At 57.1% G+C, this 15815-nt stretch carries 19 protein-coding genes; 11 read left to right on the forward strand and 8 right to left on the reverse strand.

Translation table 11 applies throughout. The features are described 5' to 3' along the window. Positions 1 to 88 precede the first annotated feature (88 nt). Positions 89 to 784, forward strand: a complete 696-nt coding sequence (locus tag ACRZ91_RS10710) for a zinc-ribbon domain-containing protein (protein ID WP_480905119.1) — start codon at positions 89 to 91, stop codon at positions 782 to 784. Here ACRZ91_RS10710 and ACRZ91_RS10715 read toward each other — a convergent pair. From ACRZ91_RS10715 to argH, 5 genes are all read right to left on the reverse strand, one after another. Continuing rightward, positions 781 to 3267, reverse strand: coding sequence for a TIGR02302 family protein (locus tag ACRZ91_RS10715; RefSeq protein ID WP_480905421.1), 2487 nt, complete (start codon positions 3265 to 3267; stop codon positions 781 to 783). The two genes, ACRZ91_RS10710 and ACRZ91_RS10715, sit on opposite strands and share 4 nt — an antisense overlap. Positions 3268 to 3363: 96 nt before the next feature. Beyond that, positions 3364 to 4629: a diaminopimelate decarboxylase gene (gene lysA / locus ACRZ91_RS10720; protein WP_480905122.1), complete on the reverse strand. Its 1266-nt coding sequence runs from the start codon at positions 4627 to 4629 to the stop codon at positions 3364 to 3366. Between the two features lie 71 nt (positions 4630 to 4700). Next, complete coding sequence (locus ACRZ91_RS10725) at positions 4701 to 4850, reverse strand: hypothetical protein (protein ID WP_170474195.1); 150 nt, start codon at positions 4848 to 4850, stop codon at positions 4701 to 4703. Between the two features lie 81 nt (positions 4851 to 4931). Beyond that, positions 4932 to 5114: an argininosuccinate lyase gene (locus ACRZ91_RS10730; RefSeq protein WP_170771968.1), complete on the reverse strand. Its 183-nt coding sequence runs from the start codon at positions 5112 to 5114 to the stop codon at positions 4932 to 4934. Continuing rightward, positions 5114 to 6502, reverse strand: a complete 1389-nt coding sequence (gene argH / locus ACRZ91_RS10735; RefSeq protein WP_480905126.1) for an argininosuccinate lyase — start codon at positions 6500 to 6502, stop codon at positions 5114 to 5116. Before argH ends, ACRZ91_RS10730 begins: the two co-directional genes overlap by 1 nt. Before the next feature lie 21 nt (positions 6503 to 6523). Between argH and ACRZ91_RS10740 the strand changes: the two genes are divergently transcribed. From ACRZ91_RS10740 to yddG, 10 genes are all read left to right on the forward strand, one after another. Continuing rightward, complete coding sequence (locus ACRZ91_RS10740; protein ID WP_170474186.1) at positions 6524 to 7090, forward strand: TlpA disulfide reductase family protein; 567 nt, start codon at positions 6524 to 6526, stop codon at positions 7088 to 7090. Positions 7091 to 7172: 82 nt separating this feature from the next. Further along, entirely contained in the window at positions 7173 to 7502 is a 330-nt protein-coding gene (locus ACRZ91_RS10745) for a hypothetical protein (protein WP_170474183.1), read from the forward strand. A 59-nt stretch (positions 7503 to 7561) separates the two neighbouring features. Continuing rightward, entirely contained in the window at positions 7562 to 7948 is a 387-nt protein-coding gene (locus ACRZ91_RS10750) for a hypothetical protein (RefSeq protein WP_480905130.1), read from the forward strand. Continuing rightward, the gene (locus tag ACRZ91_RS10755; RefSeq protein WP_480905133.1) at positions 7945 to 8916 is read left to right on the forward strand and encodes a sterol desaturase family protein; all 972 of its coding nucleotides are present in this window, start codon (positions 7945 to 7947) and stop codon (positions 8914 to 8916) included. Before ACRZ91_RS10750 ends, ACRZ91_RS10755 begins: the two co-directional genes overlap by 4 nt. 90 nt (positions 8917 to 9006) lie before the next feature. Then, positions 9007 to 9195, forward strand: a complete 189-nt coding sequence (locus tag ACRZ91_RS10760) for a hypothetical protein (protein ID WP_170703460.1) — start codon at positions 9007 to 9009, stop codon at positions 9193 to 9195. Positions 9196 to 9307: 112 nt separating this feature from the next. Then, positions 9308 to 10141, forward strand: coding sequence for an EAL domain-containing protein (locus ACRZ91_RS10765; protein ID WP_480905136.1), 834 nt, complete (start codon positions 9308 to 9310; stop codon positions 10139 to 10141). Positions 10142 to 10334: 193 nt separating this feature from the next. After that, positions 10335 to 11510, forward strand: coding sequence for an acetyl-CoA C-acetyltransferase (locus tag ACRZ91_RS10770; protein ID WP_170474166.1), 1176 nt, complete (start codon positions 10335 to 10337; stop codon positions 11508 to 11510). Positions 11511 to 11697: 187 nt separating this feature from the next. Beyond that, positions 11698 to 12420 (forward strand): acetoacetyl-CoA reductase, encoded by a 723-nt coding sequence (phbB, locus tag ACRZ91_RS10775; protein ID WP_010443651.1) that lies wholly within the window; start codon positions 11698 to 11700, stop codon positions 12418 to 12420. Between the two features lie 303 nt (positions 12421 to 12723). Next, positions 12724 to 13671: a transcriptional regulator GcvA gene (locus ACRZ91_RS10780; protein WP_170474163.1), complete on the forward strand. Its 948-nt coding sequence runs from the start codon at positions 12724 to 12726 to the stop codon at positions 13669 to 13671. After that, a complete protein-coding gene (gene yddG / locus ACRZ91_RS10785) occupies positions 13668 to 14534 on the forward strand; it encodes an aromatic amino acid exporter YddG (protein WP_480905141.1) in 867 nt (288 codons plus the stop codon). The genes ACRZ91_RS10780 and yddG overlap by 4 nt, the downstream gene beginning before the upstream one ends. On the opposite strand, the gene ACRZ91_RS10790 is transcribed toward yddG, so the two are convergent. From ACRZ91_RS10790 to ACRZ91_RS10800, 3 genes are all read right to left on the reverse strand, one after another. Then, positions 14531 to 14695 carry a YdcH family protein gene (locus tag ACRZ91_RS10790; protein WP_010443648.1) on the reverse strand — a complete coding sequence of 55 codons (165 nt, stop codon included), beginning with the start codon at positions 14693 to 14695 and terminating at the stop codon, positions 14531 to 14533. The two genes, yddG and ACRZ91_RS10790, sit on opposite strands and share 4 nt — an antisense overlap. Before the next feature lie 115 nt (positions 14696 to 14810). After that, positions 14811 to 15590: a tRNA1(Val) (adenine(37)-N6)-methyltransferase gene (locus tag ACRZ91_RS10795; protein WP_480905143.1), complete on the reverse strand. Its 780-nt coding sequence runs from the start codon at positions 15588 to 15590 to the stop codon at positions 14811 to 14813. Next, on the reverse strand, positions 15587 to 15802 hold the full coding sequence (locus ACRZ91_RS10800; protein ID WP_008755664.1) for a putative signal transducing protein: 216 nt from the start codon (positions 15800 to 15802) through the stop codon (positions 15587 to 15589). Before ACRZ91_RS10800 ends, ACRZ91_RS10795 begins: the two co-directional genes overlap by 4 nt. Between the last annotated feature and the right edge of the window lie 13 nt (positions 15803 to 15815).

The raw sequence follows: 15815 nt of genomic DNA on the forward strand, positions 1-15815 counted from the left end.
CCGAAAACACGCTTTGCTGTTGGGTCTTAACGGAATATCATCCCTGAAAAAACTATTATCAGGCCAGCCTTGAAGGCCAGGAGGCAGAATGCGTTTAACGTGTCCGAATTGCAGCGCCCAGTACGAAGTCCCGGACGAGGTGATCCCAGAAGACGGGCGCGAAGTGCAATGCTCCAATTGCGAAAAGACCTGGTTTCAGGAAAAACACCCTGCCGCCGGCGAAACAGAGCCAGAGGCCGAGGCAACGCAGGAAATAGACTCGCCAGATCCTGAAGAGGTCAAAACAGCGGCCGAAGCGTCTCATGATGAGAGTGCCAGCAACATAGATCCCGCGGTTTCTAACATCCTAAAGGAAGAAGCCGCGCGCGAGGCTGATCTGCGAGAGCGTGAAGGCAGTAGTCTAGAAAGCCAGCCTGATCTGGCCCTTGACCCACCCGAAGAGCCAAAGGTCAAACCCAATAGACCTTCCGCCACTGAGTCAGCAGCCGATGCAGGTCAGCGCGATGAGCTACCTGATGTTGAGGCAATCAATTCCGGCCTGCGCAGCGATCTCAGCTCGGACGAGGCTGAAACAGATGCACCAACTCGCAAATCCGGTGGATTTCTACGTGGCTTCGCGCTGATACTAATCATCGGCGTTATTCTGTTTCTGATCTATGGCAATGCTAGCCAGATCAGCGAAGCGGTACCGCAAGCTGATCCGGTGCTGAAATCTTATGTATCAATGGTCGATCAGGCGCGTCTGTGGTTAGAATCACAGACCGGTGGCGCAGGGCAAAACTAAAACCTTTCGAGCAAGCGCTTGAGGTACTCCAGCTCAATCTGAGGCCGATCCTGTTCGCCAGTGCGGCGACGGATTTCGTCCAATAGCTCGCGCGCCCGGCGATAGACGTCTTCGCCTTGCAACAGATTATCATCGGTCGAGATCGACCCTGCCGATCCCGGCGCGCGGCCCAGCGGGTCGCGGTTGTTGGCTTGCATATCACCCGCTTCCGTACCCTGCCCCGGCTGGTTTTGCTGGTTCTGCGCCATGGCCTCACCCAGTGATCGCATCCCCTCGCGCAGCGCTTCCATCGCTTCGGACTGCCGGTCGATCGCCTCGGCCAGATCATCGCTGCGCAGGGCGTCTTCGGCCTCGTCCATCGCTCGCCCTGCACGGCCAAGCGCCTCACGTGCGGCGTCACCTTCAGGCGTGCCGCCACCCGGCAGGCTTTGTTCCTGCCGACCCAGTTCATCTCGCAGCGCTTGCTGACGATCCGCCAGAGATCCCTGACCCTGCTGCCCCTCACCTGCCTGATCCTGACCCTGGCCCTGACCGCCCTGACCTTCGTGGCTCTGCCCACGCCCGAGACCGCCGCTGCTGCCTTCATTGCCCTGACTTTCGCCAGATTGGGCTCCCGGATTGAACTGTTCTTGTAGATCTCGGAAGGCCTGATCGCTCAACCCTTGCTGTTCCCGCAGAGTTTCCGCCAGCCCCTCCATGGCCTGCTGACCTTCGGATTGGCCACCCTGACCCTGGCCCTGCGTGACGCGCATGTTTTCCATCATCTGTTGGAACTCTTCCAGCGCCTGCTGCGCTTCGGCCATGCGGCCCTGTTCCATCAGCTCCTGAATGCGATCCATCATCCGCTGCAGGTCATCTTGCGTCATCTGCAGCGTTTCGCCGTTCTGGCCTTGTTGGTTCTGACCATCTTCGCCGTTTTCTTGGGCGAGGCGCTGAAGCTGTCGCATATAATCCTGCGTTGCTTCGCGCAGCTCTTGCATCAACTCAGCGATTTCCTCATCGCTGGCACCGTTCTGCATTGCTTCGGTCAAACGCTCTTGCGCGCGGCGCATCCGCTCCAAAGCGTCAGCCAGTGTTCCGTCCTCGATCAGAACAGCGAGATCCCATAGCGCCTGCGCGATCTCTTCCTGCTGTTTGAGGTTTAGCGCACCGTGCCGATCAAAGGTTTCCAACCGACGCAAGATCACCCTCAGGCGCAAGTAGGCGGTGTCCGAGCGGAACAAATCTTCGGGTAGATGCGAGACGGCACGCAACAATTGTGCAACGCGCAGTGAATTGTCGCGCGACCAGAGTAAATCGCGCCGTTGTTCAGCGACCGCAGCGGCCAGTGGATCAAAGAAACGCCGGGCAGGCAGATCGGCAAAATAAGGTTCGGCCACCGATTCCTGATCTGCCGCATCAACGGCCAAGAGGGTAATTTTCACCGGCAAATGCGCCCAGGGGTGCTGCGAGAAATCTTCGATCAGGTCTTCGGTAAAATCCGTCCTGTCGCCGGTGATCGGCATCGGAAGCTCAACCGTGATGATCTCGCGCGGCTCCGGTTCAGTTGCCAGGCCAAATTCGCGATTCACAGCAGGCAGATTCAACTCGATCCGAGCCGTGCCTGAAATGATGCCATAGTCGTCGGACGCCGCGAACGGTAGTTTCATCTGTCCGCCAGCTTCGGCCTCAGCAGCGCCCGCCACCTCGATCTGTGGTTTTGTGTCCGCGAGTATGTCCAGCGCCCAATCGCGTCCAGCCGGACCTTCGATCCGCAATTGACCCGAGCGATCGGCGACAAAATCCTGCTCTGGCTCGGTTGCGGCCTCGGTTCCAAGCGGCGTCGTCGTCTCGGTAAGGCTGTGTGCACCAATCTCCCCGTAGAACCGCAGCGTGATGCGGCTGCCTTTGGGCACCGTAAGTGTTGGATCAGTTTGATCAGCAAGGTAAAGCGTCGGCAAGCCCGTGTAACGTGGCGGTTCAACCCAGCCTTCCCAGGTCGGGCCCTGCCCGGCCTGCGCGGTCCCCGGCGTCATGTCCGCCACCGAGCCAATCCGCCAGAACGAACCAAACAGAGCTGCAACGACGAGCGCCAACAATGCAGCATAGCGAAGCGCATAGGGATCGCGAGAGGCCAGCCGCAAGTCGGGTTTCACCGGATCGGCATGTGAAGCACGGTCTGCCATGCGCGCCTGGTGTGCTTGCCACAGCCCCACCGAATCCGCATCCATCGCACCGATTGCCTGATCATCCATCAATGCCTGAATCGGGCGACCGGGCAGGGTCTCATCCAGCCGAACCAACGCCTCAGACCGGGTTGGCAGGTGAAACCGCCTGATCCCTAAGATCGCGGTAGCAATCAACGCAACCAATCCGACAGCTGCAGAAATCCAAACGGTTTCGATGGGCACAAGATCGTGCAGCCCCAGCATCAGGGCCGCCAGCAGCGCCATGAGAATAGAAAAGAGCGGCCAGAAGGCGCGCATCACCTGCTCGGCCAGCATGCCCCCATGCGTCAGCCACAGGGACAGTCTTGGAATCGGCAGGGTCTGGTTCTCGCGCAAGGCGGGCCTCCTGATCCGGCCCGCGCGCCTATCGCGTCAGAGCCACTCTGGTATGGTATCGCGGTTTATGATTTCGTCAAAGCTTGGGCGTTCACGAATTACGGCAAATTGATCCCCGTTCACCAGAACTTCAGGGATCAGGGGGCGCGTATTGTACTCGCTGGACATGACCGCGCCATAGGCCCCCGCGCTGCGGAAAGCGATCAGATCACCTGATTTCAGCGGCGGCATGTTGCGCTGCTTGGCAAATGTATCGCCGGATTCGCAAACAGGACCGACAATGTCATAGGGCCTTTGTTCGACCCCTGCAGCAGGTTCGTCGACGGCGACTATATCATGATGCGCTTCATACATAGCGGGGCGGATCAGGTCGTTCATCGCCCCGTCAAGGATCAGGAAATCGCGGTCTTCACCGGATTTGACGTAGATGACCTTGGACACCATCAGACCCGCATTACCCGCAATCAGTCGGCCGGGCTCGATCTCGATTTCACAGCCCAGATGGCCAAGCGTTTTCTTGATCATCGCGCCATATTCAACTGGCAAGGGCGGCGCGTCATTGGAACGCGTATAGGGAATGCCCAATCCACCCCCAAGATCAAGGCGCCGAATATTGTGCCCTTCGGAGCGCAAACGCTCAGTGAGTTCCGCGACCTTGTCATATGCCAACTCGAACGGCTCCAATTCGGTCAGTTGCGAGCCGATATGGACGTCGATCCCGATCACTTCGAGGCCCGGCAGGCTTGCAGCCAACGCATAAACCTCGGAAGCGCGCGAGATCGGGATGCCAAACTTATTCTCGGACTTTCCAGTAGCAATCTTGGCATGGGTCTTGGCGTCCACATCCGGGTTCACCCGAACGGTGATCGGCGCATTCACGCCCAATTCTAGCGCGACCGCATTGATCACCTGCATTTCAGGCTCGGATTCGACGTTGAATTGCCGAATTCCGCCAGTCAATGCCGTGCGAATCTCATCTGCAGTTTTGCCAACGCCCGAGAAGACAATCTTGTCACCGGGCACGCCTGCAGCCTTGGCACGCAGGTACTCTCCACCAGAAACCACATCCATCCCCGCACCTGCCTGAGCCAGCGTCTTCAGGATGGCCTGATTGCTGGCCGCTTTCATCGCGTAGCAGACAAGGTGGTCGGTGCCCTCAAGCGCGTCATCAAACAGCTTGAAATGCCGCAGCAAAGTAGCCGTCGAATAAACATAAAACGGGGTTCCGACCGCGGCTGCGATTTCGGAGATTGGCACATCCTCGGCGAAAAGCGCGCCGTCGCGGTAGAGAAAATGATCCATACCGCGCGCTTAGACCAAAAGAGGCATGTGGATCAAATGATTCCAGCCATCTGCAGAAATCCCATCGCTATCTAGAAGGTCTTCGATGCACCGATCCGCGCATATCCAGATACCGAAATTCCTGTCGAGCGGGCTTCGGGCTCAGGTTTGGGTTGTGGTTTGTATGCCGGGTCGCAAGCTGCAAGAATAACAAGTGCCAAGATCAGGCCAAAGAATTTCATGTTGCCACCTTACGTCCAGAGGAGCAGCGTGCAGCCGGTTGTTCTGCTCACATGGGAATGACAAATACGAATGGCAATGCCTCAGAGCCCCAGAAATACGCCCAGACCACCGCGACGCACACCAACCCCGACACCGCCATAAGTGCCGCTGCTGCCAACGCCAACACTTGCGCTCATGGTGGGTTGGATGGGTTCGCCATCAGCGCCGCAGCCAGCCAGAGCCGCTGCAACCGAAATCAACAGCACCACGCGTCGTATATGCATTACACCAGCGCCTTCCATCGCTTGATCTGGGCTCGCACCTGATCCGGTGCGGTGCCTCCATAGGACTGGCGCGAGTTTACCGAATTTTCGACCGTAAGAACAGAATAGACATCATCAGTGATGTCAGCATGAACCGACTGCATGTCCTCAAGCGTCAAGTCAGGCAGGTCGCAGCCTTTGCTTTCGGCCATGGCAACCAGCGAACCGGTTACGTGGTGCGCATCGCGGAACGGCAGGCCTAGCACACGGACAAGCCAGTCGGCCAGATCAGTTGCAGTTGAGAAACCGGAGCCTGCAGCAGCTGCAAGACTTTCGCGGTTGGCGGTCATGTCGTTGACCATCCCTTCCATTGCGGCAAGCGCCAGCATCCAGTTGTCGGCGGCATCAAAGACCTGTTCCTTGTCTTCCTGCATGTCCTTGGAATAGGCCAGCGGCAAGCCCTTCATCACCATCATCAACGCTGTATTGGCGCCGTAAATGCGACCCACTTTGGCGCGGATCAATTCCGCGGCATCGGGGTTCTTTTTCTGCGGCATGATTGACGAGCCGGTCGAGAACCGATCGGACAAAGTGACAAAACGGAATTGGGCCGAAGACCAGATCACCAGTTCCTCGGCGAAGCGCGACAGGTGGACCGCACAGATTGAAGCTGTCGACAGGAACTCCAGCGCGAAATCGCGGTCGCTGACGGCATCCAGCGAGTTGGCTGCGGGGCGATCAAAGCCCAGCGCTTCGGCGGTCATGTGTCGATCAATTGGGAAAGAGGTCCCTGCTAGCGCAGCAGCGCCCAAGGGGGATTCGTTCATCCGTGCACGCGCATCGCGGACGCGGGATAGGTCGCGGCCAAACATCTCGACATAGGCCATCATATGGTGGCCCCAGGTCACTGGCTGCGCGGTTTGAAGATGGGTAAAGCCCGGCATGACCCAATCGGCACCAGCTTCGGCCTGCGCCAAAAGCGCGCGGATCAGGGCCAGCAGGCCAGTTTCCGCTGCGTCCAGTTGGTCACGGACCCACAGTTTGAAATCGGTCGCGACCTGATCATTCCGGCTACGACCCGTGTGTAAACGACCTGCTGGTTCTCCGATCACCTCTTTCAACCGCGCCTCGACATTCATATGAATGTCTTCCAGCGCGGTCGAAAACTGAAACGTACCGTTCTGGATTTCTGACAAAACGGTGAGCAGCCCTTCCCGAATTGCCTGCGCATCACTATCAGTAATAACGCCTGTGGCAGCCAGCATGGCGGCATGGGCGCGCGAGCCTGCGATGTCCTGGGCTGCCATCCGCTGATCGAACCCGATCGAGGCATTGATTGCCTCCATGATCGCGTCTGGACCGGCGGCAAAGCGGCCGCCCCACATCTGGTTCGAGGATTGATCGGTCATGTAAGAAAACCCGGAGTTGATATGCGCCTATTTCGTCTGATCCCCCTTTATATGGCCCTTGCGCTGGGTGCAAACGCCGCTTTGGCAACGGATGCCGAGACTCTGGGCGCGCTGCGCGATGGCACGTTGAAACGGCTGATCCTGCATAAGGAACCAAAACCCGCCAAGACCATAGAGTTTCAGTTGGAAGACGATGGCGGTGTCGGCACGCTGGAAGACTATGCTGGCAAATACGTGTTGGTGAACTTCTGGGCCACATGGTGCGCCCCCTGCCGCAAGGAAATGCCGCAGATTGCCGAGCTTCAGGAAGAATTTGGCGGCGACAAGTTCCAGGTGCTGACCTTGGCCACTGGCCGTAACACGCCTGCCGGGATCAAGAAGTTCTTTGACGAGAACGGCATCGACAACCTGCCACGCCATCAGGACCCCAACTCTGCCGCCGCACGCGAATTCGGTGTCATCGCTCTGCCGATTACCGTCATTCTGAACCCCGAAGGGCAGGAAATTGCGCGCCTGATCGGCGATGCGGAATGGAACTCGGAAAGCGCGAAGTCAATCATATCGACTCTGGTTGAGGCCAATAGCTAAAGCCGCCCGCTTCATTTTGTGTTAGACTGAAACCGGCCCCGTTGGGCCGGTTTTCGTTTGTGATCAGCGAAATGGAGGCCATATGAAGCCAGTAGTATTACTGATCGGCCGTTTGCCGAATGTAATCGGTGACGTTGCACGGCAGTTGGATCATTTACCTATCCAATGGCTAGGCGCACATGATCAGAATGAGGTCCGGCGACAACTGGACACCGAACCCCGCATCGCCTGCGCCATCATGGGCGCCGGTCTGGACGACAACATACGAGGTGAAATGGTCGGCATCATTGCCGCGCGCCGTCCTGATATCTGTATCCATCTAAAAGATCGCACATCGGGCCCTGAGGGTTTGGTGCCTTTCGTCGAACGGGTGGTGCAGCACGAAGTTCTGGACGGCCTGGAGCACGGCTGACGCCACGCCACCTTTGACAGGCAATTCGACCTCTTGCAGTTTGTCCGCAGGAGGATCGAATGCCGCTGGAAATTCTGTTGGGACTTGTCGTCGGCGGCATTGCCGGGATCACGCTATTGTTGCATCTGACGGGCAGATCTCGTTTGCGCCTACTGACGCCTGAAACCGCACAAATCCAATGGCTTCGACACTTCCCTGATGACACAGTCATTGATGTCACGGTCGCCCATGACGGTCATGCCGCCCTTGTACGAACCGAGACAGGCGCCGGGTTGCTGTGGTCCTTCGGGGCTGACACGGTAGCCCGGCATCTGCTGAATTTCGACAGGATCGACCATCCCGATGGGTTTGAGGTTCAATTTCACGATTTCAGCACTCCGCGCGTACTCATCCATCTCGACGAAACCGAGTGCCGCCACTGGCAACATCTGATGGAACCCGCATGACTGATTACGTAAGCTTTCCCGACGCGGTGCAATGGGCCGTACCGTTCTTCATCGCCGCCATTCTGGCGGAATTTCTATGGATCGCCGTCAAAGGTCAGGGCGGTCGGTATGAGACGCGCGATGCCGTGACTTCGTTGATCATGGGGGCGGGCAACATTGCCTCAGGCTTTTTGCTGGGCTTCATCGCGTATGCGTTTTTCATGTGGCTGTGGCAAATCACGCCGCTGAACCTGGGCACTTCGATCCCGGTCATCATCCTCTGCTTTGTGCTGGATGATCTGCGCTATTATTGGGTCCACCGGTTCGGGCACCGTATCCGCTGGGTCTGGGCCAGCCACGTGAACCACCACAGCTCGCAACATTACAACCTTACCACAGCGCTGCGGCAAACCTGGACCTATACGTTCACCTTCATGATGGTGGTGCGTGCGCCGTTGATCCTGCTGGGCTTTCACCCCGCAATGGTGCTGTTTGTCGGCGGCTTGAACCTGATCTATCAGTTCTGGATTCACACCGAAGCCATTGGCAAAATGCCCCGCTGGTTCGAGGCCGTGATGAACACCCCCAGCCACCACCGTGCCCATCACGGACGCAATGCACGCTATCTGGATTGCAATTATGCCGGTGTATTCATCATCTGGGACAGGCTGTTTGGCACATTTGTTCCCGAGCAAGCAGATGACAAGGTCGACTATGGCCTCGTACACAATATCGGCACCTTCAATCCACTGCGCGTGGCGTTTCATGAATGGGTCGGAATTTGGAAGGATGCCACCCAGCCTGGGCTGACATTGCGCCAGCGATTAGCGTATTGTTTTGCGCCTCCGGGCTACAGCCATGATGGTAGCCGAGACAATTCCGAGCAGATCAAGGCCAAACATCTTGTCCGCCATCCGGAAGATTGCGGAACACCGGGGTTTGAGCAATTCGACCCGCAGGCGTCCGCCACCGCGCCAAAGCGGGCCTAAGTCTCAAAAAGACCTTTTCTCTGCTTGATTTTTGGCACAGCTGCTCCATATCCGAAAGGTGATTTAAGTAAGCATTCTCCGGAGACCCGCATGTCAAAATTGCTGAGAATTTCTACCGTTACTGGTTTGCTGGGTCTTGTCATCACCATGGCCGCTGCGCTCAACGGAGCTGTCCCGACAATTTTGGGTCTCGGGTTTGTCATGGCTGCGCTTGGACTGTTCGGAGCTCTGGTTGGCGCGGCGGCTTCGCTGCGGCATGCCCGGCAGTCCACACACTGATCACCGGCGCAACACCTGCAGATAAATACACGCTCATTAACTCCGGTTTTACCTGTCTTGCCTGAAACTGTTGTCCGGACCGTAATCGTCGGGATCAGAGGAATGGTAGAACATGGGAAACAGGAAGCGCGCGGACCTGCCTGAAGGGTCGGACAACCCGTTGAGCGCCGCCGTCACCTCTCGGGACCAATCCGTCGTTCAGATGGCCACTGAAGCGGTAAAGCACAAGCAATGCAGGCTGGCGTTTCAACCCGTTATTCAGGCTCACCCCCCGCAAGGGATCGCCTTTTACGAAGGGTTCATCCGCGTATTGGATGAAACCGGTCGCGTCATACCCGCACGCGAGTTCATGCCACAGGTAGAAAACACGCCTATCGGTCGTGATCTGGATTGCATAGCGCTCGAGATGGGATTGCGCACCCTGATCCGAAATCCCGGCATTCGCTTGTCCATCAACATGTCCGCCCGATCCATCGGTTATTCCAACTGGTCGCGTGTACTGGATAGGTTCCTGAAAAAAGACGCAAGCCTGGGCGAGAGGTTGATTCTGGAAATCTCCGAAGCGTCAGCCATGCAGGTTCCCGAGCTGGTGGTTGACTTCATGGATCAGCAACAAGCCCGCGGGATCGCCTTCGCGCTGGATGACTTCGGAGCCAGCAACTTCAGCTTTCGCCATTTTCGCGAGTTTCTGTTCGACGCCGCCAAGATCGACGGGCAGTTCATACGTGGCGTCAGTAACAACTCTGACAATCAGGCGCTGGTGCGCGCGCTGATCGCCGTAGCACGTGAATTTGAAATTCTCGTGACCGCCGAATCGGTCGAGATCGCTGAAGATGCTGCTTTTCTGGTCGAAAATGGGGTCGATTGCCTGCAGGGCTTCTTGTACGGCGCACCTTCGGTCTCCCCACCTTGGGTCAAAGAAAAATCCTCAAAAACAGGCAGTTGATAGAAAGAAGCCGCGCAAAGGTACACCGCAGTCAACTCTGAGACAAGCTGCCCGTTGCTGCAGATGCAGCATTGCGGTATTGCAGAAGGTGCTGGAGCGGGGAACACGAGGCGCTCTTGTATCCGGAGAAAGCCTCTCCACGACCTGCGCCGTCAGATTTCCCACAAGACCATGACGGTAAAGGATTGACTGTATGACCAACGTAGTAATCGCATCCGCCGCACGTACGGGCGTCGGTAGCTTTAGCGGTTCGTTTGCGAACACCCCCGCACATGATTTGGGCGCTGCCGTCCTGGAGGCCGTTGTCGAGCGCGCCGGGGTCGACAAGGGTGAGGTAAGCGAAACCATCATGGGTCAGGTCCTGACCGCCGCACAAGGGCAGAACCCCGCCCGTCAGGCGCATATCAATGCAGGTCTGCCGCAAGAAAGCGCGGCATGGGGCATCAATCAGGTTTGCGGTTCGGGTCTGCGCGCTGTCGCTCTGGGCGCTCAGCACATCCAGTTGGGCGATGCCGAGATCGTGGCTGCAGGTGGACAAGAAAACATGACCCTATCACCCCACGCCGCCGCCCTACGCGCCGGTCACAAGATGGGTGACATGAAATACATCGACACTATGATCCGCGATGGTCTGTGGGATGCCTTCAACGGCTATCACATGGGTCAGACCGCCGAAAACGTGGCCGAGAAATGGCAGATCAGCCGCGACATGCAGGACGAATTCGCTGTTGCTTCGCAGAACAAGGCCGAAGCAGCCCAAAACGCTGGAAAATTCGCCGACGAGATCGTGCCCTTCACCATCAAGACCCGCAAAGGCGACATCGTGATGGATAAGGACGAATACATCCGCCATGGCGCGACCATGGAGGCGATGGCCAAACTGCGCCCGGCTTTCACCAAGGATGGCTCGGTCACGGCGGCAAATGCTTCGGGCCTGAACGATGGTGCCGCAGCCACCCTGCTGATGTCGGTCGAGAATGCCGAAAAGCGCGGAATTGAGCCTCTGGCCCGTATCGCCTCATACGCGACCGCCGGCCTGGACCCGTCAATCATGGGTGTCGGCCCGATCTACGCTTCGCGCAAAGCGCTGGAAAAAGCGGGCTGGTCGGTTGACGATCTGGATCTGGTCGAGGCCAACGAAGCATTTGCTGCACAGGCCTGCGCCGTGAACAAAGACATGGGCTGGGATCCGTCGATTGTGAACGTCAACGGCGGTGCAATTGCTATCGGTCACCCGATTGGTGCCTCGGGCTGTCGGGTTCTGAACACCCTGCTATTCGAAATGAAACGCCGCGACGCGAAGAAGGGTCTTGCGACCCTTTGCATTGGTGGTGGCATGGGTGTCGCATTGTGCGTGGAGCGCGACTAATTGCGCTGAAAACTAATTATAAAAGGGCGTCCACAGGGCGCCCTTTTTTGTTACAATCGGATCATATCCCTTAGATGCGACAATATCGCCGGACAGAAAGATTAATTCGATCACGAAACGATATTGCGCACCCGCAACTCTCAGAGTAACAGAATTACCAAGACGACTAAATTTGGAGGAGTCCTAAATGGCACGTACAGCACTCGTAACCGGCGGTTCCCGCGGCATCGGCGCAGCAATTTCCAAGGCGTTGAAGGCCGAAGGATATAATGTTGCCGCCACTTATGCAGGCAATGACGAAGCCGCCGCAAAGTTCACCGAAGAAACCGGTATCAACACCTATAAATGGAATGTTGCGGATTACGACGAATCCAAAGCGGGCATCGAAAAAGTCGAGGCCGAGGTCGGCCCGATCGACATTGTGGTCGCCAACGCAGGTATCACCCGCGATGCGCCGTTCCACAAGATGACGCCTGAGCAATGGCATCAGGTGATCGACACGAACCTGACGGGTGTCTTCAACACCGTTCACCCGGTATGGCCGGGCATGCGCGAGCGTAAGTTCGGCCGGATCATCGTGATCAGCTCAATCAACGGCCAGAAAGGTCAGTTCGCCCAGGTGAATTATGCCGCAACAAAAGCAGGCGATCTGGGTATTGTAAAATCGCTGGCACAGGAAGGCGCGCGGGCCGGTATTACAGCCAATGCAATCTGCCCCGGCTATATCGCGACCGAAATGGTCATGGCAGTGCCGGAAAAAGTGCGCGAATCGATCATTGGCCAGATCCCCGCGGGTCGCCTGGGTGAGCCGGAAGAGATTGCGCGTTGCGTCGCCTTTCTTGCCTCGGACGATTCGCAGTTCATCAACGGCTCGACCATTTCGGCCAACGGTGCTCAGTTCTTCGTCTGAACCAACGGCATTGGAACGAAAACGGGCCGGTCCATCAAGGACCGGCCCTTCTTTTATCCCGTAAGTCCGCGCGCGCTGCGGTCAGCGGGAACCAAAAATCATTCGCCAGATGCTCCTGACCGCTTTACCGCGCTCGCAATGCGCCTTTTGAAAGGCACGTTGAACCGAAGGATGGGTTGTCATCTCAATCATGTTTGCCTCTTTCTCAGATCAGTTTCATTTGACTTGCTCCGATGATGAGGCATATTTATCTGGCCTACAAACGAGCTTTTTCGTATATTCAGTTAAGGAAATTTTAACTGGATGAGCGACCGCCTGCCACCATTGACCGCATTGCGTGCCTTTGATGCCGCCGCGCGGCACATGTCTTTTGCCAAGGCCGCGGAAGAGCTACACGTCACCCCCGCTGCACTGTCCTTTCAGATCAAATCGCTTGAGGAGCACCTCGGGCAACCGCTGTTTCGCCGCCTGAACCGCGCCGTTGAACTAACCGAGGCCGGTCGCACATTAGCACCCGGCGCGGCAGAGGGATTTACGACTCTACAGACAGCATGGGCTGCAACACGAAGGTTGCAAAGCAGCGGGACGCTGACTCTCACTGCCGGACCAGCCTTGACCGCGAAGTGGTTGGCCCCCCGCTTGTTCGAGTTTGCACGATTACATCCGGACATCGAACTGCGGCTATCCGCATCACTAAAGGTTGTCGATTTGCGGCGGGATGATGTGGATGCGGCGATCCGATTTGGAATATCTGACGACGCTGACCTAGCTTCCTACGCCGCCAGACCAGATTGGGTGACGCCTATTATGACACCTGAATTGCATGAGAGGTTCCAGACACCGGAATCGCTGCGTGACGCACCGCTGATATTTGATGATTCCCTCTTCAAGGTCGCCCCTGGTTGCGATTGGCCGTCCTGGTTCCGCGCCGTTGGTATGTCATATTCACCTGCAACGGGCACCCATTTTTCTCAACCTGATCACGCGATTGATGCAGCCTGCGCCGGGTTGGGGGTTGCACTGGGGCGGCGGCCTTTGATCATCAAGGATGTGAGCGAAGGCCGACTTGTCGCCCCGTTCAAAGTGGCGGTGCAGACCGAAGCGCGGTTCCGATTCATTTGCCTGCCCGAAGCCAAAGACCGCCCACAAATAGCAGCTTTCCGAGAATGGTTCTTTGCAGAGATCGAAAAAACCGCGCATATGTGGGACGACTTTGAGATCATCCCAGAAAAGGAACTTGGACGCCCATGACTCGTTCCCGTGCGACCGCAATCGGCTTTGTCGCCGTCTTGCTGTGGTCTCTGCTGGCCTTGTTTACCGTGGGCTCAGCCCCCACACCACCTCTGTTGCTGAACGCAATTTGTTTTACGATCGGTGGAACTTTGGGCCTGATCTGGACTATAGCAAATGGAGGCCTGAGGCAGTTGGGGCAGATCGCATGGACCACGTATCTGTTCGGTGCAATTGGGCTTTTCGGATATCACGCTCTGTATTTCTCAGCCCTGCGCATGGCACCCGCCGCTGAGGCAGGGCTGATTGCTTATCTCTGGCCTTTGCTCATTGTTTTGCTGTCCGGCTTGCTCCCCGGCGAACACCTGAAACCTGGCCACCTGATCGGCGCTAGCCTTGGCTTTGCCGGGGCTGCAGTGATCATTACTGGTGGCAGCAGTGCAGGGTTTCAGGCGCAACATCTGCCCGGTTATGGGTTGGCCCTTTTGTGTGCGCTGACTTGGTCAAGCTATTCGGTTCTGTCGCGAAGGTTGGGCGATGTACCAACAAGTTCGGTTGCGGTGTTCTGCATCATCACAGCAATAGCCTCTTGGACGCTGCATTTTGCAATTGAAGAAACAGTCTGGCCGAAGGGCGCAATAGGCTGGGCCTCAACCCTCGCCTTGGGTTTGGGCCCGGTCGGGCTGGCGTTCTATGTTTGGGATATCGGAGTTAAACGCGGGGACATTCAAATCCTCGGCACCGCCTCATACGCGGCACCTTTGCTATCGACGCTTGTATTGGTTCTGGCCGGGATCGCCGCCCCGTCGTGGGGATTGGCGATCGCGGCCTTGCTTGTCACCGGTGGCGCTGCAATCGCTGCCCGCGCCAGCCTGAAGGCTTAGGCCGACAGGCGCTCGATCTCTTCTTTCAGCTTCAGTTTCTGCTTCTTGAGCTGTGCAATATGGAGATCGTCAATACCAGGTGAGCGTTGAGCTTCTTCTACTTCAAGACCGAGAATTTCGTGTTTTTTCTTCAACTCCGTCAGATGCGCGCTCACGCTCATGGCGGTCCTCCTTCTCTGGTTTGGTAAGTATGACGTAAGAAGTTGATCACATCATTTCCAGACTGTCACGCTGCAGACGCACAGAATCTGTAATAAATCCGACAAATTCGGCTGGTCATTGCCGATCTGAAGCGAATCCGGCCAATGCGGCGCCATCGCGCAGCACCGCCGAAACCTCTGGAGTATAGCTTTCACCATCTTTGAGGTGCCGATCCCCCTGATGCATTATCAGCGGAGATTGTAACCGAAAGCTGGCGCGACCTCCCTTACGAGCTCGTAGAATCACCAACTCGGCCGGGCGGCCCACGCGTGCAGAAAGAGGCAACACTTCGGCCGACCCCAAACGGCCAATGCATGCAGCCAGTATGTCTGGCAAGCGATCCGCTTTCTGGATCATGTGCAAGTATCCTCGTGGTGCTAACCGCCGGGCCGCGACATCTATCCACGCAGTTAGTGGGGTGTTTTCACCTAAAGCAATCTGCCGTCCCGGATCGGCCGATGGGCTATGTGCATCCGGCCTGTAATAAGGCGGATTAGCGATGACATGATCAAACTGTGCTTGTTTCAGGTCTTTGGGTAGCGCGCTCAAATCAGCCTCGACCACCGACAGGTCCATAGCGTTCTGAGTGGCATTTCGACGCGCCAGTTCCGCATAAGCGGGTTGCAGTTCGATCCCTGTCGCCTGCAATTGTGGAACACGCGCCAACAAACACAAAATAGCGGCTCCCGCGCCACATCCGAGCTCTAACACCGACTGACCCTTGAGGGCAGTAACCGAAGCGGCCAGCAAGACAGGATCAACGCCCGCGCGATACCCAGTCTTTGGTTGCCATAATCGCACACGACCACCCAGAAATTCATTCAGCGTCAGCTCATTGTCGGAAAACAAGCTCATCGCCCCAGCGGTATCTCGTTATCACGCATAACGCGCTCGGCGCGGGTCAGGTCATCGGCGCGCACCATCAAGCGACGAGGGAAAATTCCTATGCCCCCTTCGAGGATGCTCATATTTACGTCCATCTGAAAGCAGTCTATATCCTCGCCCTCAAGGAGAGCCGTTGCAAAAGCCAGGATTGTCGGATCGGTGCTGCGCAATAGTTCTTTCATGGGGATGGATGTA

The sequence above is a fragment of the Ruegeria sp. O11 genome, from assembly GCF_056535285.1.